The following is a 20182-nucleotide window of genomic DNA, read 5'->3' as shown; positions in this document are numbered from 1 at the left end:
ATGTGCCAGACAGCCCTTTGGCACATCGATGTTGCTCGCTTGAACAGGATTAATCCACCCGGTATCGCAGTGCATCCGTCACCACTTGGAGCGTCCGGGAGGAATGTCTGCGGTTTGGGTAATAAAGAAAGTAGCCTTGGAATGGTTCGCACCAGTCGTCAAGCACGCGGATCAACCGACCGCTCTCCAGATGTTTTTCAACCATGTCCTCAGGCAAGTAGGCCAGACCATACCCATCCAATGCCGCTCGCAGCGCTGGCGAGCTGCTGTTGAATACCCATTGCCCCTGTACTCGCACGTTCATCTCCTTCTGGCCTTTGGAGAACTCCCACGTGTAAATGCCGCCGTTCGTTTGTAGGCGGCGATTGATGCAGTTGTGTTCGGCCAGGTTCTGCGGCGTCACCGGCGCAACGTGCGATGCAAAGTAGTCGGGCGATCCTACGACTGCGATGCGCAGATCCGGACTTATCCTGACGGCGACCATGTCTTTTGCCACATGGTCGCCAAGGCGGACCCCGGCGTCATATCCTTGAGCAACTATGTCACCCAATGCGTAGTCAATGGTCACTTCAACCTGGATGCCTGGATGCTGCGCGAGAACGTGCTTTAGCTTCGGATAAAGGACTGACATGGCTGCGTGTTCAGCCGCGCTTATCCGGATCGTGCCGGATGGTCGATCATGAAGATCCCTTACTGCCGCCAGTTCCTCCTCAATCACTTCGAAGCGCGGGGCAAGGGATCGATAGAAGCGGTCTCCAGCTTCCGTAGGGATGACACTACGGGTGGTGCGTGTGAGCAGGCGGACGCCCAAACGCGCCTCCAAACCGCTAATAGTGTGGCTCAACGCCGATTGTGAGACCTCCAGAGTCGCGGCTGCGCGCGTAAAACTTCCTTCGCGGGCCACCGTGACAAAGGCCAACAGGTCGTTGATGTTGTGCTTGGCCATTGTTGAGCTGATTTCATGCTGGTATCCGGATTGTGCCAGCTAATCATGCGTCGCGGTGCCCGATAGAGTCCCTGAGCCGTTCCGGCAACCGATGCATCCCGTGGAGCCTCTTGATGCTGATGAACCTCGTCCAGATTGCGCTGCGACGGCCTTATACCTTTGTCGTCATGGCGGTGCTGATCCTGATCGGCGGTGTATTGACGGCACTGAGGACACCCACGGACATCTTCCCGGAGATCCGCATTCCGGTCATCGCGACCGCGTGGCAGTACACCGGCCTGCCACCGGATGAGATGTCGGGCCGCATCACCTCGCCGTTTCAGCGGCTGCTGAGCGCATCGGTCAACGATATCGAGCACATCGAAGCCAATACCTATCCGGGCGTCGGCATCGTCAAGATCTTCTTCCAGCCAGACGTGGACATTGCCACGGCCAATGCACAGATCACCGCCGCCTCGCAGGTGGCACTGCGCCAGATGCCCGCCGGCACGCAGCCGCCGGTCATTCTCAACTACAACGCCGCCACGGTCCCGATCGTCCAGTTGGCTCTGTCCGGCCAGGGCATGACCGAGCAAAGCCTGTTCGATATCGGTATGAATAGCATCCGTACTCCACTGATCACGGTGCCAGGGGCGGTGGTGCCACTGCCATATGGCGGCGTGCAACGCCAGGTGCAGATCGATCTGAAGCCCGATGCCCTGCAGGCACGGGGGCTGTCTGCACAGGACGTGTCGGCGGCGCTGGCGGCACAGAATGTGCTGACCCCGATAGGCACGCAGAAGATCGACGACCGCGAATACACCCTCCAGCTCAACAGCGCGCCGGGGGAGATTGCCGACCTTGCCGACCTGCCGGTCAAAGTGGTGGATGGCGCGACCATCTACCTGCGGGATGTGGCGGACGTCCGTGACGGCAACGCGCCGCAGACCAATATCGTGCACGTTGATGGCAGCCGGTCGGTATTGATGACGGTACTGAAAAGCGGCTCGGCCTCCACCTTGGCCATCGTCGATGGCATCCGCGCCAAGCTGGACGACATGCGAGGCTCACTGCCCGCTGCGCTCACCGTGCTGCCGATCAATGACCAGTCCGTCTTCGTGCGCGCAGCGGTCAAGGGGGTTGCGCTGGAAGGGGTGATCGCCGCCGCCATGACCAGCTTGATGATTCTGCTGTTCCTGGGCAGCTGGCGCTCAACGGTCATCATCGCCATCTCGATCCCGCTTTCCATCATGGGCTCGATCATGGGGCTGGCCGCGCTGGGTCAGACGATGAACCTCATGACTCTGGGGGGACTGGCGCTCGCCATCGGCATCCTGGTGGACGATGCGACGGTCACCATCGAGAACGTGAACTGGCACCTGGAGCAGGGCAAGGACGTGGAGACCGCGATTCTCGACGGCGCGCGCCAGATCGTCGGGCCGGCCTTCGTCTCGCTGTTGTGCATCTGCATTGCATTCGTCCCGATGTTCTTCCTGGACGGCGTCTCACGCTTCCTGTTCGTGCCGATGGCGCTCTCGGTGATCTTCGCGATGGTGTGCTCGTTCATTCTCTCCCGCACGCTCGTCCCGACCATGGCGAAGTCTCTGCTGAAGCCTCATGGGAACGCTGCCACCGGCGATGCGGCCGTCCCGCAGTCACGCAATGCGCTGGTTCGTTTCCAGCGAGGCTTCGAGGTCCAGTTCGAACGCGCACGCGCCGGGTACCTCGCGGCATTGCAGCGGGCGTTGCAGGGCCGCCGCCGTTTCCTCATCGGCTTTGGCACGGTGATTGCGCTGTCGCTGGCACTGTTCCCGTTTCTGGGCGCGAACTTCTTCCCTTCCGTGGATTCCGGACAGGTACTGATGCATGTGCGGCTGCCGGTGGGCACCCGCGTGGAAGAGAGTGCCGTTCGCTTCGCCGCCATCGAGGCAGCGATCCGCCGGGTGATTCCGGCCGAAGAGATCGACACACTGGTGGACAACATCGGCCTGCCGCCGAGCAACATCAACCTGACGTACAACAACACCGGTGTGATGGGCCCGCAGGATGGCGACTTCCAGATTGCGCTCGCCGATGGGCATCGTCCCACCGCCGAGTATGTCCGCGAGCTGCGCAGGGTATTGCCCGAAGCCTTCCCGGATGCAACATTTTCCTTCCCGCCGGCCGACATCGTCAGCCAGATCCTGAACTTCGGTGCGCCAGCGCCCATCGACATCCAGATTCGCGGGCGCAACCTCGATGCGAACTTCGCCTATGCGCAGGATCTGCTGCAGCGTGTGCGCGGCATCCCAGGCATCGTGGACGCTCGCATCCAGCAGTCCAACCAGGCACCCAAGTTCGACATCACGCTGGATCGCACACAGGCGCAGTTGCTGGGCTTGAGCACCCGTGATGTGACCAACAGCCTGGTCACCAACCTGGCGGGCAGCAGCCAGGTCGCACCGACGTTCTGGTTGAACCCGGCCAACGGCGTGAGCTACCCGATCGTGGTGCAGACGCCCCAGCGCAACATCGATTCGGTGGAGGCCCTCAACAATCTGCCCGTCGGGACGGGGCAGGGCATCCGCGATACCACGCTGGGCGGCGTCGCCACCCTGACCCGCGCCAGTGGCAGTGCCCTGGTGAGCCAGTACAACATCCAGCCGATGGTGCAGATCCATGCGGCGATACAGGACCGGGATCTGGCCGCGGTAGCTGGCGATATCCGCAAGGCGATCGCTGCGACCCAAGGCGATGTGCCGCAGGGCGCGAGCGTGAGCCTGATGGGCCAGGTCGAGACGATGAACCGTGCGTTCACCGGGCTGTTCATCGGCCTGATCGGCGCGATCGTGTTGATTTATCTGTTGATCGTCGTCAACTTCCAGTCCTGGCTCGACCCCGCCGTGATCGTCGCTGGCCTTGCCGCCGCCCTGGCCGGTATCGCGTGGATGTTGTTTGCTACCGCTACCACGCTCTCCGTACCGGCGCTGACCGGCGCGATCATGTGCATGGGCGTGGCGACCGCCAACAGCGTGTTGGTCGTGAGCTTCGCGCGGGAGAAGCTGGCAGAGCTGGGGGATGCAACCGCTGCGGCGCTGGAGGCGGGGCGCGTGCGCTTCCGCCCGGTGTTGATGACGGCGCTGGCCATGATGATCGGCATGCTGCCGATGGCCTTGGGCGTAGGTGAGGGCGGCGAGCAGAACGCCCCCTTGGGACGGGCGGTGATCGGCGGACTGCTGTTCGCCACGGTCGCTACGCTGGTCTTTGTGCCGGTGCTCTTCAGCATGGTCCATGGCCGTGCATTCCGGTCCGTTCCGCCCTCTGATTTCCCCGCTTCCGGAGCGTCCTGACATGAACTTCCCCCACTCAAACGAAGCGCCCGCCACCCGACGGCCCAAAATCGCGGTTGTGCTGATCGCCATGGCCATCGTGGTGCTGGCGGTGGGCGCCGCCAGCCGCTGGTCGCGCGCCGAGCGCCTGCAGGACGATGCCGCGGCGCAGCAGCTGCGCACGGTGGCGGTGATCTCTCCGGCCACGACGGACACCACGGCGCTGTCCGCGCCGGCCCGCATCGAGGCGTGGTCGCAAGCCCCCATCCATGCCCGGGTCGACGGGTACCTGAAGCGTTGGTACCGCGACATTGGCCAACCCGTGAAGGCCGGCGAACTGCTGGCCGTGGTGGACGCACCCGATGTGGACCAGGCACTGCAGCAAGCACGTGCCGAACTGGTGCGTGCCCGCAGCGATGCCGCCTTTGCCGGCGCGACGGCCGAGCGCTGGCGAACCCTGGCCGCCAGCCAGACGGTGTCCCGGCAGGATGCCGACCAGCGCAATGCGGACGCCGCCGCGCGCCAGGCCGAGGCATCCGCGCTGCAGGCCAATGTGCAGCGGCTGGAGGCCCTGCAGCGATACACCCGGATCACCGCCCCGTTCGATGGCGTGGTGACGGCACGCAATACCGATGTAGGTGCGTTGATCGGCATCGGATCGAACAGCGAAGCGCCCTTGTTTGTCGTGGCTGACGTGCGCAGGCTGCGCGTCTACGTGAACATCCCGCAGCGACGCGTTGCATCCCTCAGGATCGGCGATACCGCCGCGGTGCAGGTGCCGGAGTGGCCGGGCGAGACCTTCCCCGCAACGGTCCAGTCACTGGCAGGCGCCATCGATGCGCAGACCGGGGCGATGCGCGTCCAGCTGGAGGTGGACAATCACGATGGGCGACTGCTGCCCGGCAGCTTCGGCACTGTCCAATTATCTGCCGGCGCGCAGGCTGCGGCGGCCAATGCACTGCCTCCCAGTGCGTTGATCATGGGCCGCAATGGCGTGCGCGTGGCGCTGGTGGATGACGCCGGCCGGGTAACGCTCAGCAACGTCACCATCGTTCGCGACCATGGTGCGCTGGTCGAGCTGGGTGGAAGCCTGGGGGCCAACGCACGGGTCATCAACAGCCCACCCGATGGCATCCGCGACGGTGACAGGGTGCGGCTCGCGGCACCGGAGAAGAAGAGCTGACCCGGATTACCGGGGGGCCAGCTCGCCGTAGAACCACGAGGCGGTGACTCCGCCGTCCATCAGGATATCGCTGCCCGTCAAGAACGCCCCTTCGGCGCCCATCAGCAGTGCCGCGACGCCGGCCACTTCATCCGGCGTGCCGGCGCGACCGGCTGGGCTCAGGTCGATCATTCGTCGATAGCCGTCACCGCGCGGACCGGTTAGCTCGTCATTGGCCAGCGGCGTGATGATGATTCCGGGACTCAAGGTGTTCACCCGCGCCCCGCGCTTGCCCCAGCGTACTGCCTCGGCCATGACACGCAGTGCATTGCCACGCTTGGCAAGCTGATACGCGTTCAGCGGGTCGGTAATCTGGTCGGGCTGCAGGAAGGGCAGGGCCAGCAGCTCATCTGCGGGCGTCATCGCAAGCGCCCGATTCTGTTCGACGGATAATGCGCCCAAGCGGTGTCCGGACTGGGAGGCAATCACCACGGCCGATCCGCCTTGCGCGATGACGTTGCCAAACGTCTCCAGCACCAGCGCCGTTCCGTACAGGTCCACGGCCAGGATGGTGTGCGGGGGTGCCTGCGAGGGCGAAACCCCCGCGGCGTGCACCACACCGGTGACCCTGCCCAACGACACCGCGCGGGCCACCAGGGCTTCCACAGATGCGCGCGAGGCGACGTCGACCACTACGGTGCTGGTGACATAGCCAGCATCGTGCAGAAGCTTGGCTGCGGTCGTGGCGTTCACCTCATGCAGGTCGGCCAACAGCACGTGCTTGCCGACGCCGACGCGCCGCGCAATGGCCTGCCCGATAGAACCCGGACCGATGACAACCACTACATCTTCTGGGGCTTTGCCCATGACACTCTCCACCTATGGAATGATTGGACCACTGTAGGCAGCCAAGCGCAGGGCAGTAACCCGTCCACCGTGGATTCCGTCATGAATCCAGCGCATCAGTGCGCCGTCAGTCGGTGTACCGGAGCGTGTCTGCCAGCAGTGCCAATGCGCGCGAGGAATGCCGCCGGGTCGGGTAGTACAGGTGATAACCCGGAAACTGCGGCGTCCACGAGGTGAGCACACGTCCCAGTCGGCCTGCCTCGATATGCGGCCGTGCGATTTCGTCGGGGACGAACCCCAATCCGAACCCTGCCAGCGCAGCATGCAGCACCTGGGTAATGGTATTGAGCACAAGTTGTCCGTCCACCTGGACGTTCAACGCTTCGCCGTCCTTTTCGAATTCCCAGGCGTACAGCCCGGTGGAGGTGGGCAGCCGCAGGTTGATGCAGTTGTGCCCCACCAAGTCCTGCGGGGTTACGGGCACGCCATATCGACTGAAATACGCTGGCGTGGCAACCGCTGCCATGCTGATATCCGCCGAAATGCGTACCGATTCCATGCCCTTGGCGACCTGTTCCCCCAACCGGATCCCGGCATCGAACCGCTCGGCTGCGATATCGGTCAATCCATAGTCGATACAGACCTCCAGCCGGATATCCGGATAGATCGGCAGCAGTGCGGCCAGTTTTGGCCACAGCACGGTATCGGCGGCATGCTCGCCGGTGGTGATGCGCAGCGAACCGGCAGGCGTATCGCGGGACTCGCGAAGCATCACCACATCGTTCTCGATTTCCTTGATCTGGGACCCCGCAGTCCGCAGGAGCCGCTCGCCAGCCTCCGTTGCCGAAACGCTGCGAGTGGTCCGGGTGAGCAGGCGTACGCCAAGCCGCGTTTCGAAGGCTCGAACCATATGGCTAAGTGCCGATGGCGATACTCCCAGCTGCGCAGCGGCCCGCGTGAAGCTCTTCTCGTGGGCAACCGCCAGGAAGGCGATCAGTTCGTTGTAGTTCTCACGGGCCATTGCGGATTTCCAACGCCTTCAGAATCGGATGCCGGGCAAATGGGCGGTCTTTGCCTACGCCTCTATGCGCAGGCACAGCGTACTGCAATACATCGTCGCGAAGCAGTCCGCAGCATGCATTGTTGACTCAGGCTCATTGAAGCATGCGCTGTTGGGGCATGGTCAAGTGCGCCAGCCGCGCTAGGATTTCAGTATCCCTCGATAGAAGGCCTGACCCATGCTCGGCGCGATCCTTCACGGCCCCGGCGACGTTCGTTTCGAAGCGGTTCCGGAACCGACAATCATTCACCCCACCGACGTGATCATTCGGCTGGCGGCGTCATGCATCTGCGGCTCGGACCTGTGGCCGTATCGCGGCTTGAGCCCGGTGGATGCGCCGATGGCCATGGGCCATGAGTACTGCGGCACCGTCGTGGCAGTGGGCACCGCCGTGACCACCGTCACGCCCGGGCAGTTCGTGGTGGGCTCGTTCTGCCTTTCGGACAACACCTGTCCGCACTGCAACTATGGCTTCCAGTCCTCCTGCGAGCAGCGTGAGTTCATGACAGGCGCGCAGGCCCCGTTCGCGAGGGTGCCGCTGGCCGACGGGACGTTGGTGGGTTTGGACACGCAGCCCGATGACGACCTCATTCCCAGTCTGCTTGCTGCCTCCGATGTGCTGGGCACCGGCTGGTATGCGGCAGATGCCGCGCGGGTGAAGCCCGGTGGAACCGTGGTGGTGGTTGGCGATGGCGCGGTCGGCTTGATGGGCGTGCTGGCGGCGAGCCAGATGGGGGCAGGGCGCATCATCGCGATGAGCCGCCATGCTCCCCGGCAGGCCTTGGCCATCGAGTACGGCGCAACGGACATCGTCACCGAGCGCGGTGATGCCGGTGTCGCCCGCATCAAAGAACTGACCAATGGCATCGGCGCGGATTCGGTGCTGGAGTGCGTGGGCACCGACGAGTCCATGCAGCAGGCCATCCGGATCACCCGGCCAGGCGGCATGATCGGCTATGTCGGCGTGCCGCACGGCGTCGAGCTGGACGGACAGGCCTTGTTCTTCTCACAGACGGGCATGCTGGGTGGACCGGCGCCGGTCAGGCGCTTCCTGCCTCATCTGCTGGACCTGGTGCTCAGCCGCACGATCAATCCCGGCAAGGTGTTCGATCTCGAGCTTCCCATGAGCGACGTTGCCGAGGGCTACCGAGCGATGGATGAGCGCCGGGCCATCAAGGTGCTGCTTAGGCCTTGACCGCCCGCCACGCCCCGCTAACTGAAAGGAACCGCCATGAAGCCGTATGTCATCTGTAACATGCTTGCGCCGTTGGACGGGCGCGTCGATCCCAGACATTGGACGCGACCGGCGGAGGGGGCCGAGGATGTCTGGATCCAGCTCTACTATGGGATCGAGAAAGCGTTCGACGCGCAGGCGTATATCGTCGGTCGGGTGACCATGGCGCCGTTCGCGACCGGCAGCGCCGCACCGGATGCCGGGCACACAGCGGTTCGACCCACCTACCGCGCCGCGGGCGCCAGTGATCGGCTGGCCGTGGTGATCGATCCGAAAGGCAGGCTGCACTGGGAATCGGGCGACCTGGATGGCGACCATCTCGTGATGGTGCTCGGCCCGACGGTGACGGACGCCCACCTGGGTGAACTGGTCGCACGCGGGCTGTCCTACATCGTCATGCCCCACGATCCGGTGGATCCTGCAGCGGTGCTCGAGATACTCGGCAGCGCGTTCGGGGCACGCAAGGTATTGCTCGAAGGCGGAGGCGTGGTCAACGGCGCCTTCATGGCCGCCGGCGTCGTGGACGAGGTCAGCATCGTGCTGGCCCCGGCCATTGACGGCAAGACCGGCCGCAACACGCTCTTTGAAACCTCCACCGGGTTGGCCGACACGCTCCGGCTGCGCTTCCTGTCTGCTACCCCTTGCGACGCCGGCGTGGTGCACCTGCGCTACAAGGTGGAGCCGGCATGAAGCGCCGGGGCGTCGGCGCGCGCGCGTAACGCGGCGACCAGCAGGGTGAACGCCGCCGATGGCTGCCGTCGGCTGGGGTAATACAGGTGGTAACCGGGGAAGGCAGGGCACCACTCGTACAGCACGCGGGCCAGGACGCCCTGCTGGATGAGGTGGTGCACCTGGTCTTCGAGCACGAAGGCGATGCCGAAGGACTGCACCGCCGCGGCGATGACCATGTCCATGTCGTTGAACACCAACGGGCCGCTCACCCGCACATTGAGCGCGCGCCCCTCCTTCTCGAACTCCCATGCATACAGGCCGCCTGAGGACGGCATGCGGATGTTGATGCACGCATGACCGGTGAGGTCATGCGGGGTCGCGGGGCTGCCATTGGCGCTGAGATACGCGGGGGAGGCCACGACCGCCATCCTGAGTTCCGGGCCGATGCGTACAGCCACCATATCCGCGTCCACCTGCTCGCCCAGCCGAACTCCTGCATCGAAGCGCTCGGCGACGATATCGGTCAAGGCAGCATCGACGGCGATCTCGATGGTCAGCCCCGGATGGTGCGGGACGATTGCGGCCACTGCAGGCCACAGCACGGTCCGTGCCGCGTGCGAGCTGCAACTCAGGCGCACCGTGCCGGAGGGTGTTTCCTGGAGCTGGCTGATCTGGGCCAAGGTGCCGCTGATGCTGGACAGCGCAGGGCGCAGCGCCGACAACAAGGTCTCTCCTGCCGCCGTCGGGGCCACCCGGCGCGTGGTGCGATTGAGCAGGCGCACACCCAGCCGGGTCTCCAACCGCTGGACTGTGTAGCTGAGCGCCGACTGGGAGGTATCCAGGCGGGCGGCGGCCCTGGTGAAACTCGCATCCTCCGCAACGGCCACGAAGGCGGCGAGGTCGGAGAATTCATCTCTTTTCATGCGGTGCCGTCGCCTCTATTGATGAAGTAACGATATCACTGCAAGTCTGATAAACCCATTTATCGCATCAACCGTCCGCAGGATCATGGCCCATCCTCTCCAAACAGGTGCTCATGATGAACAAGCGAATGCTCGGAAACGGACTGCAGGTCTCAGCCATCGGGCTGGGCTGCATGGGTCTCAGCTTCGGTCTCGGCCCGGCGACGGACCGCCGCGATGCAATCAATGTGATCCGGGGCGCATATGAGCGCGGAGTCACGTTCTTCGATACCGCGGAGGGCTACGGCCCGTTCGTCAACGAAGACCTGGTCGGCGAGGCGCTGCAGCCAATCCGCGAGCATGTGGTCATCGGCACGAAATTCGGCTTCAAGATCAACGATCAGGGAGAGACCGTGGGCCTGGACAGCCGCCCGGCGCACATCCGCAAGGTCGTCGAGGCCTCGCTGCGCCGCCTGCGGACCGATCACATCGATCTGCTATACCAGCATCGCGTGGACCCGTCCGTTCCCATCGAAGACGTTGCCGGTACGGTCAAGGACCTGATTGCCGAAGGCAAGGTCGGGCATCTCGGTCTGTCCGAGGCAAGCGATGCCACGATCCGCCGCGCCCACGCGGTCCAGCCGCTGTCGGCCATCCAGGATCACTATTCACTGTGGATGCGCGAGCCTGAGCAGACCAAGCTCGCTACCTGTGAGGCACTCGGTATCGGGCTGGTGGCATGGGGACCGTTGGGACAGGGCTTCCTGACCGGGAAGATCACCCGGGGCATGACCTTCGATGACCCGACTGATCTGCGTCGTGATTTCCCGCGCTTCACCCCGGAGGCAATGGAGGCCAACTTCGCCCTCGTGGACTTCCTGCAGTCACTTGCTATCAGCAAGGGCGCCACGCCGGCACAGCTGGCACTAGCATGGCTGCTTGCGCAGCGACCGTGGATCGTGCCGATTCCGGGCGGAACCACCCTCGAACATCTGGATGACAACACCACAGCGCCAAGCCTGACATTCAGTGAGGCAGAGCTTAGTGAGATCGATAGCGCGCTTGCGAGGATCAGTATCCAGGGCGCACCGCTATCTGAGGGTCTGGACGCTGCGATCGATCGGTAAGCCTTAAGGATGCTCTGAACAACCAGCTTTGAGCCCTGATTTTTCGGGTCAGGCTCGATCTGCGACCGACTGACACCCTAGATTGATAATGTTCTGCTGCTTGGAAGCGCCAGCGGGCACCTCCAGGCGGATTTACCCCTGGACCGGCGTCAGCTGCCGACGCGTCATCCACAAATTGGACAGCGCGAACAGCGTCAGCACCTGCGCAGTGTTCTTCGCCAGCCCGCGATAGCGCACCTTGGTGTAACCGAACTGGCGCTTGATCACCCGGAACGGATGCTCCACCTTCGCGCGCATGCTCGCTTTGCAGCTCTCCCAGCGCTCGTGTTGTCGGCGGTCGCGGGCGTTCTTGATGGCCTTCACCTTGCCGCGCTTCTTGGCGATAAAGAAGGTGGCGTTGCAGCCCCGCAGTTCTGCGCGCGCGTCGGCTCCGGTGTAGCCGCTGTCACCCAGCACGCAGTCTTCCTTGCCGTGCAAAAGCGCATGCGTGACCGTAACGTCGCCCACGTTGGCAGCGGTGCACTTCACGTGGTGCACCAGTCCGGAAAACTCATCAACGCCGATGTGCGCCTTCATACCGAAATACCACTGGTTGCCCTTCCTGGTCTGATGCATCTCAGAGTCACGTGCTTTGGCAGCGTTCTTGGTCGAACTTGGCGCCGAGATGATCGTCGCGTCGACAATCGTGCCGGCGCGCAGGCTCTGGCCCTTGCGTGCCAGGTGCGCGTTGACCGCTTCAAGCATTTTGGGGGCCAAACCGTGCGTCTCCATCAACCGACGGAAGTTGAGGATGGTCGTCTCGTCGGGGATGGTGTCCAACCCGCTGAGCCGTGCGAACAGACGCATTGAGGCAATCTCGTGCAGCGCCTCTTCCATGCCCGGATCACTCAACGCATACCACTGCTGCAGCAGATGGATGCGCAGCATGGTTGCCAGTGCGTACGGCGGACGGCCGCGTCGGCCGGAGGTCGGGTAATGCGGCTCGATCAGCGCCAGTAGAGACTTCCACGGAACGACCTGCTCCATCTCGCCAAGGAAGATCTCCCGGCGGGTCTGTTTGCGCTTGCCCAGCCCCTCGGCGTCCCCGAATGTCAGCTGCATGGATGGCTCCTCAACAGGTGCTGACATTGTCTCTCAGGTTGCCGGCCAGCGGCCGGCACTACCGAGGTATTTCTTCAGAGCATCCTTAAACCCGGTAAGCGCGCTCCCTTGTCATTGGGAAATGAAGGTCCGGGACTTCGGTGCATTCATAAGCGCGACGCTATTGGGCTGATGTGGAATGCACCGACGTCCCCCCAATTTTGAGTAGCGCCTCAGTTTGGAGTCCAATTCCCTACCCCGAGGAGATTGGACGTGAAGAAGCGTTTTTCCGAAGAACAGATCATCGGCTTCCTGCGCGAAGCCGAAAGCGGCGTCGCCATCAAGGACCTGTGCCGGCGGCATGGCTTCAGCGAGGCCTCGTACTACCTGTGGCGCAGCAAGTTCGGTGGGATGAGCGTGCCCGATGCCAAGCGGCTCAAGGACCTCGAGTCCGAGAACGCGCGACTGAAGAAGTTGCTGGCCGAGCAGCTGTTCGAGAACGACCTGATCAAGGATGCGCTGCGAAAAAAGTGGTAAGCGCACCGGCGCGTCGGACGCTGGTGCGCGAATGGATCGGGCGTGGTGCCAGCGAGCGTCGTGCGTTGGCAGTGATCGGTATGAGCGCCAGTGCACTGCGGTATTGCCCGCGCGAAGATCGCAATGGCGAACTGCGCGAACGCATCTGTGCGTTGGCACATCGCCATCGCCGCTATGGCGTGGGGATGATCTATCTCAAACTGCGACAGGAAGGACGCATCGTGAACTACCAGCGTGTGGAGCGGTTGTACCGCGAGCAGCAGCTGCAGGTGCGCCGCCGCAAGCGCAAGAAGGTCCCAATAGGCGAGCGTCAACCGCTGCTGCGGCCATCGCAGGCCAACCAGGTGTGGTCGATGGACTTCGTGTTCGACCGCACCGCCGAAGGCCGGGTGATCAAGTGTCTGGTGATCGTGGACGATGCAACCCACGAAGCGGTCGCCATCGAGGTGGAGCGCGCGATCTCGGGCCACGGCGTTGCGCGCGTGCTGGACCGACTGGCGCACAGTCGCGGTTTGCCGAAGGTGATCCGCACTGACAACGGCAAGGAGTTTTGCGGTAAGGCGATGATCGCCTGGGCGCATGCCCGTGATGTGCAACTACGGCTCATCCAGCCAGGCAAACCGAACCAGAACGCCTACGTCGAATCCTTCAACGGCCGACTGCGCGACGAATGCCTCAACGAGCACTGGTTCCCGACGTTACTGCACGCGCGCACTGAAATCGAACGCTGGCGACGCGAATACAACGAGGACCGACCCAAGAAAGCAATCGGCGGCATGACGCCGGCTGCGTATGCCCAACATCTTGCAAACACCGATATCATCAACCCCGGACTCTAAACCAGGCCGCTACTCAGGGCGGGGGGACGTCGCTACCTGAAAAATGCGCCGGCGAGGAACTTCAACTTTGTGGCGCAGTACATCCTCCGCGGCATCGCGGTTGAGGAGCACAACGCCAGTGCGCCACCCAGCACGGCTGTCAGGCTGATCCTCGTTCCTGCAGCATATTGGTCCTTCAAAAAAGACTTCGAGCGCGTCCACGCCAAGCTCAAGAGCTCAATGGGCGTGAAATATGCCAAGTTGTGCGCCATTACAGAGTCGTCCTGCAGGACGGAACTGGACTTTGGAATCAAGCCGCAAGATGGCAATAAGGCAAGGGGGCTTGTTCACCAAGCCAGCCTTCTGCTCCGGCAGGAGGCTTTAGGGGCCAGCGTGACGAGCGGCACCGTGACAGGGAGCTTCAACAGTCAGCAGCACTGGCTGTCCTTCCTGGTGCGCCCGCTTCTCTATGCGAGTCGCAACAATGCGGCACACGGAAATGCCGCTTCGCGATTGAACAGCCTCTCCGCCTCCGGCGACTCGGTCACCGCTGCGTCTTGGACGTTCCTATTCTGCTATCTGTACTTCGCGCTTATTCTTCTTTGTCAGGCCAAGATCACCCTGGCCGACCTTGAACCCTTGTACGAGAACGCTGACCTCATCAACTGAGGGGCGGTGGGTGCTCTTGCAGGAGCTTGCCATTCTCCCGGTGCCGACGTTGCGCCACCCACGTTAACCGCGCGGCCTCGCAGGGGTTCGACACTTTGCGCAGGATCGCGATGTTGCCAGGCGCTGGTTGAGCGCAGGGCGGGGCGGGCCACGGCGGGCCGATTTCTTGCCATCACCATCGATCGTCAGCGAGCTGCTTGCTGTGGTGCCGCCGGTCCAGCAATGCCGGAAAGTGTACGGACCTTGAGACCATCGCCAAGCGAGCTTGCGTTGGTGTTGCGGCACAGGCGTTGATTTCTGAGGGTCAGGGCCCTGGTTGCGCGGTCAGATTTCAAGAGATTTTCGGGCATTAACGCGACGCATCACGGGTAGATTTGCCCCTTGAAATGCCATATGGCCCACGCAGTAGCGCCAACACTGCGGAGAGGCTGGTCCAAGGTGTCCCAGTAGGATCGAGCTGCCACGGCGGAAAGAGATGAACCTTCCGTTCTGGGATCCACACGCCCCGAACGCTCCCAGACTGCAGGCACTGCGTCAGGGTGCGGCCCTGGACGGCATTTGGGCTCAGTATCGCTTGGAACGCCGCCGCATCGAGCCAATCCCGCGCGGCGCCTGCTCTGGCTTGAGCGGAGGCGGATGTTTCCGAAGGTATATGCCCGCGCATAGACTGCCTGCCTGGTAGAAGAGCTGCTTCCGCAAGGATGCCATACGCGTTACTAAGGCAACCTGTGGGGGAAACGTCGCTTGAACGTTAGGCATCCAGCGATTTGCCGCAACAAGGGCATTTCCCTCCTGCCAGCTCTCGATCGTATGCTGCGTTTTGGCGACTGGCCAGCCAGACTGCCGCCAAGGTAATGGAAACGACAAGCGCTACTAAGACGCCTGCGACGATGCTCATCTGTTGCAAGGTAGACAGGGAATTCATTGCATTGCCCACTAGGAAGACCAAGACGATGTCGCACTACAATTTGCCCCCAAATCGAAAGAACTTGCAGGAAATTCATCCGGAAAGGCCCCAGATCTAACGTAGGCTGAGGGCTGTATGGCTGAACTCTGAGGGCGATGTGGCTGCATTTGAATGACGGTGCACAGCAAGAAGGCAGCTACTTGGAGGTCCTGTGACCAAACGAGCTCCAAGAGAATTCGGGGCAAGTAATGCGTAGTTCCGCCAAATTAGGGGCGGGTTGTCCGAAGACTCGCGAAAAGATGGGCGGGTTTCCGCAGCAAAATGGGGCAGTTTCAGCTGTCAAAGGGGCAACTTATCCCCGGCAGACAAGCGCCATTGAGGATAGGGCGCACGCAGAGATCGATCGCGCACGACAGGAAGCTCAGGGACTTCAAAAGCAGCTCTCAAGCGCACAACGGGAGCATCAGAAGTTTGAACAACACGCTCGCCAGCAAGAAGACAGTAACCGTCAGGCGCTGGCCGAGGCGCTCCGAGAAGCTGCCATCGAGCGAGCTCGAGCCGACACGCTGGCAACAGAGTTACAACGTGCGACTGCTTCAAAGCGACCCACTTCACGCCAGAAGTCGGCCCTACCAGTTACGCGCAAGCCACGCAGCGCAGCGCGTTAGACAAGCCTGGTACCTTCTAAAAAAGAGCACCCGTGAATGCAGGGCTAGGAAAACTTGTCACTCACTAGTGCGGCTGCAGATGGCGATCACTCTTGAGTGCGTGGGAAAAGCACTGAGAGTGCTGCATAAGAGCATCCGAGAATGCGCTGGCCACTATGGCACGAGTGAATTCGCACCTCAGCTAACCATCGCAAGCAGTACCGTGTGGAGAGAGAAGCTGCATGAATGGCCTCGCAGTCTACCGAGATCCGAAATACCGATCATGGCTGTTGTCTCAGGCTGTGCCTCAAGTATGGACGGCTACGTTTTCCCTCCATCTTGTTGATGGAGGCGAGGGCACAGCAATCGCGGCAGCGGATGCTGCCGCCGGCTTGGTGAAAGGGCTAGAGGACGAACCTGTGCTTTCTATAGAGCGCACACACGCTGCGATCAACGCCGCCGCGAAGCGATAGAAGCTCGCTAATGAAGATCACCATTGAGTGCGTGGGAAACGCATTGGGAGTGCTGCGTAGGAGCATCCAAGAGTGCGCTGTCCACATACAACTCAACACCGGGGCGGTTTTTCCGTCGTTCCATCAAAGCTGGGGCGACTTGTCCGGGGTTCCGCGAAATGTGGGGCGCGTTTCCGCGGCGAATGGGGTGTATGTCTGCGGGAACGGGGGCATTTCCTCCGCGGCAATCAACTGACACCAGATCCAGCGCCGCCGAGCCCGCGCCGCCCCAAGAACCGATTTCGCATAATGTATATTATGTCAGAACCAGCCCGGTAGCTGACTACCTAACAGCCCCATTGTCTTCCTGCAGCTCCCGCTTGAACGGCACATCCGGCGGCGGTCTGGCCGTTGCCGGTTGATCGTTGAGATTCGGGTCGCTCAGGCCGCAGCCGCCGCCGAATTGCAGCAACGACACCACGCAGCTGATCTTGGTGGTCGTTCCCGGGATCGGGATCTCGATCTTCTTCAGGCCGCGGCGCACCCATTCCTGCAGCAGCGACTGGTTTGGCATCCAGTACTTGTCCAGCGAGGTCGGCGTGTAGCCGTATGGCGGACGTTTGAGCCAGGTGCCGCCCTGGGCGATCTGGTCGCGAGTCCAGGTATCGGTTTCGCTGCCTGGCGGCCCGCGGTCGCCAGCACCGGTGCCGGCATCGCCGGTTCCGGCGGCGACGTGGACGCTGCCGTCTGCGTTGAACATGCCATTGCGCGTTCCGTTGGCACCTGTTGCTTCGCCGCTGCGACGACGGTCGGATTTGCTCCAGTCGTCCGCATTGGCCGCGGTATCCCAGCCGCCGCTACGGTCTGCCGGGGCTGGACCGGCATTGCTGGACGCCGGCCTGGTTGCGGATGCGGCCGCCGCTGCGGTGTTGCTGGATTGCGCGCCTCGCGCCGGATTCGCCTGCGCCTGGCTGGGCTGCGTGGAAGCTGCCGATGGCTGCGTCGCTGCAGTCGCCGACGCAGATGCTGCCGGCGACGGGGTCACCGGCATCTGTCGGGCTGGTGCCGCCGGTGCCGGCTGGGGCGCCGGGTCCGGCACGCTTGGCAGTTCGGCCGTTCGAATGGCGACATCGGGCATGCGAACCGTCGGCGTGATCTCGCGACTGCGCACGGACGGCGCAACGACCTGTGGCCGGTCCGGCACGACGACTTCCCGCTCGCGCACCGTTGGCGCGTTGGCAGCGCGCACCGCAACCGTGGCTGCAGGACCCTGCAATTCGCGCAGTTGCGGCTGTTCGGTGACGGTCTGGATATCGCGCTGGCGCACCTCGATCTGCGGCGCGGCCGGCGCAACCGGACGCGGAGTCACCGTGATCGTGGGCGGCGGCGGCACGACGAAGTCGTTCGTGGCCACCGGTGTTTCGGTGACCTGCAGTGGCGATTCAATCGTCACCGGCGGCACCTGCACGCTCACACGTGGCACCTCAGGCGCCACCGGTTCGCTGGCAGCGGCAGCCACCGGTTCCGGCGCGATGTCCTGCGCCTGGGCAGTACTTGAAGGATCGACTGGTGGCTCGGCGGGCGCAGGCTCCGACGGTGCTGCACTCGCTTTGCTCGGCCTGCCGGTTGCAACGGACGCAGCGGATTGCGGCGCTGAAGCCGCATCGCCCGAGGCGGCCTGCGCCGCGTCAGCGGGCTGCCCTTGTCCACCGCCCTGCTCCGCCGCTCCGTCGCCAATGAAGGTCATGCGCACCCGCGATTCGTCGCCGGTCTTGGTGTCATCCGGCGCCCAGCGCACCGTGACGACCCAGATCAGCAGTGCGATGAAACCGAGATGGATCAACAGGCTAGCGAGCAGCGCCAGCCAGTGTTGCGGCCGTTGGTCCTTCGGCCGCGGCTCCCAGTGCTGCCACCACAGGCTGCGAAATGCCTGGAACGGCGACAACAGCAACGCCATGCCAGCACCTGCAGGCGACGCTGGCCGTGCCAGCAGCACGCCCATCACCTGGTCATCGTCGAACGCAGTCGCCGGTCCGATGCGACTGCTCATCCAGGTTGCCCAACCGTAAGGCAGGCCGGTGCGCCGATCCAGGATGAGCTTGCCCGGCATGCGCGCGCGCAATGCCTGCAGCAGATCGGCGGCCGTGGTCACCGGTGGCGCGGAATCAGGCCGCGCTGTCGCGCGGAATATACGGCGCGTCGCCGGTGGCGTGGTCGGTCGCGTCGCGCACCGCAATCACGCCGGGCACGCGCCCCATCAAGGTCTTCTCGATGCCCTGCTTCAAGGTCACATCGGCCATGCCGCAGCCGTGGCAACCGCCGCCGAAGCGCAGCAGCACGACACCCTCTGCCGAGACCTCCTGCACCGCCACACGGCCACCATGCGATGCCAGCTGCGGGTTGATCTCGTTCTCCACCACCCAGCGCACGCGCTCCACCATCGATGCGGAGTCGGCCGGCGCTTCGCCCTTGATCTTGGGCGCCTTGATGGTGAGCTGCTGGTTGCCGGTGGACTGGGTGACGTAGTCGATTTCGGCGCCATCCACCCAGGGCACGCTGGCGGCGACGATATACAAGGTGAAGCCGTCGCAGTCGATCGCCCATTCGTCACCGCTCAGGTCCGCCGGTTCGGCGAACTCGAGCCGGGCGTCGGCGCGCGGGGTGCCGGCGTCCACTGCGCTCAGGCGCACGCCCATGCCGGGCACGCCCTCGCGTTCGATGAGCTTGCGGAAATAGGTTTGGGCTTTGTCGGATATCTGGATCATGGGGTTATTCTACCGCTCAATGCGCCTGCGCTCATGGAACACCGTGATCCTGAGTGAACGCGCTGTCCGCCACCCCTGCGAGACTGTCATGACCGATCTGATTCCCCTGGAACAGGCCCACTGCCTGCCGCGCAAGGGCAGCGACCACAAGCTCGGCGAAGCGCGCCTGGCCGAATTGCTGCCGCAGGTGCCAGGCTGGGAGCTGGCCGAACTGGGCACGGCGATCACCCGCACGTTCCGCTTTGCCGACTATTACCGCACGCTGGCCTTCGTCAACGCGCTGGCGTGGATCGCCCACCGCGAAGACCACCACCCCGACCTGGGCGTGCATTACGACCGCGTGGTGGTGCGCTATTCCACCCACGACGTCGGCGGATTGAGCGAAAACGACTTCATCTGTGCGGCCAAGGCCGCCCAGCTCTACGATCAAGGAGCCACCCCATGACCCCGTCTCGCACCGCCCTCGCCGGCCTGTTCATTGCCGTCGGCATCAGCGGCTGTGGCAAGTCGTCGCAGCCGCCGGCCGCGCCGGCGGTGGCTCCGACCGAACTGGCCGCCTTGAAGACGCCGCCGCCGGAATACTCCCCGCAACTGGCCTGTGCCGGCATCGGCGGCACTGCCGTGCTCCGGGTGGTGGTCGGTGTCGAAGGCACCCCGACCGACGTCTCGGTCGCGCAAAGCAGCGGTCAGCCGGTGCTGGACGAAGCTGCGCAAAAACGCGTGCGCGAGTGGAAATTCCGGGCCGCCACGCGCAATGGCCAGGCGGTGCCGCAGACGATCCAGGTGCCGGTCGCCTTCAAGCCGCCGGTGCCGCGCCCGGACGAATGCTTTGCCATCGAAGAGCGGGCGCGTCGAGGCGGCTGAGCCGCTGTCGATACGTTGCGCGAACAGACGCGGCGGCGGTAACCCGCCGGCGCGCCGCCCCCAACGCTGAGCACCGCGCAGGCCTGCAGCACCGCGCAGGCCTGCAGCAGCGCCAGGCACCGCAGTGTTCGCCAGCTATCAGCGTGCACGCGCCAGGCCTGCCGCGTCAGACACCACGTGTTCGTCATCCAGGCATGGCCATCCTGC

At 63.6% G+C, this 20182-nt stretch carries 16 protein-coding genes; 9 read left to right on the top strand and 7 right to left on the bottom strand.

What is annotated here, in order from left to right:
• Nucleotides 1-49: 49 nt before the first annotated feature.
• Nucleotides 50-946 (bottom strand): LysR family transcriptional regulator, encoded by an 897-nt coding sequence (locus tag CPBF1521_RS11215; protein ID WP_115676979.1) that lies wholly within the window; start codon nt 944-946, stop codon nt 50-52.
• A gap of 113 nt (nt 947-1059) precedes the next feature.
• On the opposite strand from CPBF1521_RS11215, the gene CPBF1521_RS11210 reads away from it, so the two are divergent.
• Both CPBF1521_RS11210 and CPBF1521_RS11205 read left to right on the top strand, forming a co-directional pair.
• Nucleotides 1060-4254, top strand: coding sequence for an efflux RND transporter permease subunit (locus CPBF1521_RS11210; RefSeq protein ID WP_181901199.1), 3195 nt, complete (start codon nt 1060-1062; stop codon nt 4252-4254).
• 1 nt (nt 4255) lies between these two features.
• A complete protein-coding gene (locus tag CPBF1521_RS11205) occupies nt 4256-5416 on the top strand; it encodes an efflux RND transporter periplasmic adaptor subunit (protein WP_201798626.1) in 1161 nt (386 codons plus the stop codon).
• Nucleotides 5417-5422: 6 nt separating this feature from the next.
• Here CPBF1521_RS11205 and CPBF1521_RS11200 read toward each other — a convergent pair whose 3' ends face one another.
• Nucleotides 5423-6262, bottom strand: coding sequence for an SDR family oxidoreductase (locus tag CPBF1521_RS11200; RefSeq protein ID WP_115676978.1), 840 nt, complete (start codon nt 6260-6262; stop codon nt 5423-5425).
• A gap of 106 nt (nt 6263-6368) precedes the next feature.
• Nucleotides 6369-7262, bottom strand: coding sequence for a LysR family transcriptional regulator (locus CPBF1521_RS11195; RefSeq protein ID WP_115676977.1), 894 nt, complete (start codon nt 7260-7262; stop codon nt 6369-6371).
• Nucleotides 7263-7479: 217 nt separating this feature from the next.
• On the opposite strand from CPBF1521_RS11195, the gene CPBF1521_RS11190 reads away from it, so the two are divergent.
• Together CPBF1521_RS11190 and CPBF1521_RS11185 are read left to right on the top strand one after the other, a co-directional pair.
• Nucleotides 7480-8496 (top strand): zinc-dependent alcohol dehydrogenase family protein, encoded by a 1017-nt coding sequence (locus CPBF1521_RS11190; protein WP_115676976.1) that lies wholly within the window; start codon nt 7480-7482, stop codon nt 8494-8496.
• Nucleotides 8497-8532: 36 nt separating this feature from the next.
• Nucleotides 8533-9225 (top strand): RibD family protein, encoded by a 693-nt coding sequence (locus CPBF1521_RS11185; protein ID WP_115676975.1) that lies wholly within the window; start codon nt 8533-8535, stop codon nt 9223-9225.
• On the opposite strand, the gene CPBF1521_RS11180 is transcribed toward CPBF1521_RS11185, so the two are convergent.
• Nucleotides 9204-10130 (bottom strand): LysR family transcriptional regulator, encoded by a 927-nt coding sequence (locus CPBF1521_RS11180; RefSeq protein WP_115676974.1) that lies wholly within the window; start codon nt 10128-10130, stop codon nt 9204-9206. The two genes, CPBF1521_RS11185 and CPBF1521_RS11180, sit on opposite strands and share 22 nt — an antisense overlap.
• Before the next feature lie 116 nt (nt 10131-10246).
• On the opposite strand from CPBF1521_RS11180, the gene CPBF1521_RS11175 reads away from it, so the two are divergent.
• Nucleotides 10247-11236, top strand: coding sequence for an aldo/keto reductase (locus CPBF1521_RS11175; RefSeq protein ID WP_115677123.1), 990 nt, complete (start codon nt 10247-10249; stop codon nt 11234-11236).
• 132 nt (nt 11237-11368) lie between these two features.
• On the opposite strand, the gene CPBF1521_RS11170 is transcribed toward CPBF1521_RS11175, so the two are convergent.
• The gene (locus CPBF1521_RS11170) at nt 11369-12337 is read right to left on the bottom strand and encodes an IS5 family transposase (RefSeq protein WP_115676973.1); all 969 of its coding nucleotides are present in this window, start codon (nt 12335-12337) and stop codon (nt 11369-11371) included.
• A 252-nt stretch (nt 12338-12589) separates the two neighbouring features.
• Between CPBF1521_RS11170 and CPBF1521_RS11165 the strand changes: the two genes are divergently transcribed.
• Together CPBF1521_RS11165 and CPBF1521_RS11160 are read left to right on the top strand one after the other, a co-directional pair.
• Nucleotides 12590-13692, top strand: a protein-coding gene (locus tag CPBF1521_RS11165) for an IS3 family transposase (RefSeq protein ID WP_115676972.1) whose coding sequence is annotated in 2 segments (ribosomal slippage) — nt 12590-12848 and nt 12848-13692 — 1104 coding nt in all. Because the reading frame shifts where the segments join, the coding sequence is not laid out codon by codon here.
• A 69-nt stretch (nt 13693-13761) separates the two neighbouring features.
• Nucleotides 13762-14340, top strand: a complete 579-nt coding sequence (locus CPBF1521_RS11160) for a hypothetical protein (protein ID WP_115676971.1) — start codon at nt 13762-13764, stop codon at nt 14338-14340.
• A 2349-nt stretch (nt 14341-16689) separates the two neighbouring features.
• Here the strand turns inward: CPBF1521_RS11160 and CPBF1521_RS11155 are convergent.
• Together CPBF1521_RS11155 and CPBF1521_RS11150 are read right to left on the bottom strand one after the other, a co-directional pair.
• On the bottom strand, nt 16690-18498 hold the full coding sequence (locus tag CPBF1521_RS11155) for a transmembrane repetitive protein (RefSeq protein ID WP_115676970.1): 1809 nt from the start codon (nt 18496-18498) through the stop codon (nt 16690-16692).
• A 13-nt stretch (nt 18499-18511) separates the two neighbouring features.
• Nucleotides 18512-19111, bottom strand: a complete 600-nt coding sequence (locus CPBF1521_RS11150; RefSeq protein WP_039815233.1) for an NfuA family Fe-S biogenesis protein — start codon at nt 19109-19111, stop codon at nt 18512-18514.
• An 88-nt stretch (nt 19112-19199) separates the two neighbouring features.
• Between CPBF1521_RS11150 and CPBF1521_RS11145 the strand changes: the two genes are divergently transcribed.
• Complete coding sequence (locus tag CPBF1521_RS11145; RefSeq protein ID WP_046342783.1) at nt 19200-19556, top strand: 4a-hydroxytetrahydrobiopterin dehydratase; 357 nt, start codon at nt 19200-19202, stop codon at nt 19554-19556.
• Nucleotides 19553-19975: an energy transducer TonB gene (locus CPBF1521_RS11140; protein WP_104582585.1), complete on the top strand. Its 423-nt coding sequence runs from the start codon at nt 19553-19555 to the stop codon at nt 19973-19975. Before CPBF1521_RS11145 ends, CPBF1521_RS11140 begins: the two co-directional genes overlap by 4 nt.
• Nucleotides 19976-20182: the final 207 nt, after the last annotated feature.

This window comes from Xanthomonas euroxanthea, from assembly GCF_900476395.1.
GTDB classification, from domain to species: Bacteria; Pseudomonadota; Gammaproteobacteria; order Xanthomonadales; family Xanthomonadaceae; genus Xanthomonas; species Xanthomonas euroxanthea.
The sequence above is the reverse complement of the archived record's forward strand: the minus strand, read 5'-3'. Positions and strand labels throughout refer to the sequence as shown.

What these genes read in the sequence shown, in the direction of transcription:
- CPBF1521_RS11215 (WP_115676979.1), bottom strand. Translation starts at nt 946, where the DNA reads ATGGCCAAGCACAACATCAACGACCTGTTGGCCTTTGTCACGGTGGCC.
- CPBF1521_RS11210 (WP_181901199.1), top strand. Translation starts at nt 1,060, where the DNA reads ATGCTGATGAACCTCGTCCAGATTGCGCTGCGACGGCCTTATACCTTT.
- CPBF1521_RS11205 (WP_201798626.1), top strand. Translation starts at nt 4,256, where the DNA reads ATGAACTTCCCCCACTCAAACGAAGCGCCCGCCACCCGACGGCCCAAA.
- CPBF1521_RS11200 (WP_115676978.1), bottom strand. Translation starts at nt 6,262, where the DNA reads ATGGGCAAAGCCCCAGAAGATGTAGTGGTTGTCATCGGTCCGGGTTCT.
- CPBF1521_RS11195 (WP_115676977.1), bottom strand. Translation starts at nt 7,262, where the DNA reads ATGGCCCGTGAGAACTACAACGAACTGATCGCCTTCCTGGCGGTTGCC.
- CPBF1521_RS11190 (WP_115676976.1), top strand. Translation starts at nt 7,480, where the DNA reads ATGCTCGGCGCGATCCTTCACGGCCCCGGCGACGTTCGTTTCGAAGCG.
- CPBF1521_RS11185 (WP_115676975.1), top strand. Translation starts at nt 8,533, where the DNA reads ATGAAGCCGTATGTCATCTGTAACATGCTTGCGCCGTTGGACGGGCGC.
- CPBF1521_RS11180 (WP_115676974.1), bottom strand. Translation starts at nt 10,130, where the DNA reads ATGAAAAGAGATGAATTCTCCGACCTCGCCGCCTTCGTGGCCGTTGCG.
- CPBF1521_RS11175 (WP_115677123.1), top strand. Translation starts at nt 10,247, where the DNA reads ATGAACAAGCGAATGCTCGGAAACGGACTGCAGGTCTCAGCCATCGGG.
- CPBF1521_RS11170 (WP_115676973.1), bottom strand. Translation starts at nt 12,337, where the DNA reads ATGCAGCTGACATTCGGGGACGCCGAGGGGCTGGGCAAGCGCAAACAG.
- CPBF1521_RS11150 (WP_039815233.1), bottom strand. Translation starts at nt 19,111, where the DNA reads ATGATCCAGATATCCGACAAAGCCCAAACCTATTTCCGCAAGCTCATC.
- CPBF1521_RS11145 (WP_046342783.1), top strand. Translation starts at nt 19,200, where the DNA reads ATGACCGATCTGATTCCCCTGGAACAGGCCCACTGCCTGCCGCGCAAG.
- CPBF1521_RS11140 (WP_104582585.1), top strand. Translation starts at nt 19,553, where the DNA reads ATGACCCCGTCTCGCACCGCCCTCGCCGGCCTGTTCATTGCCGTCGGC.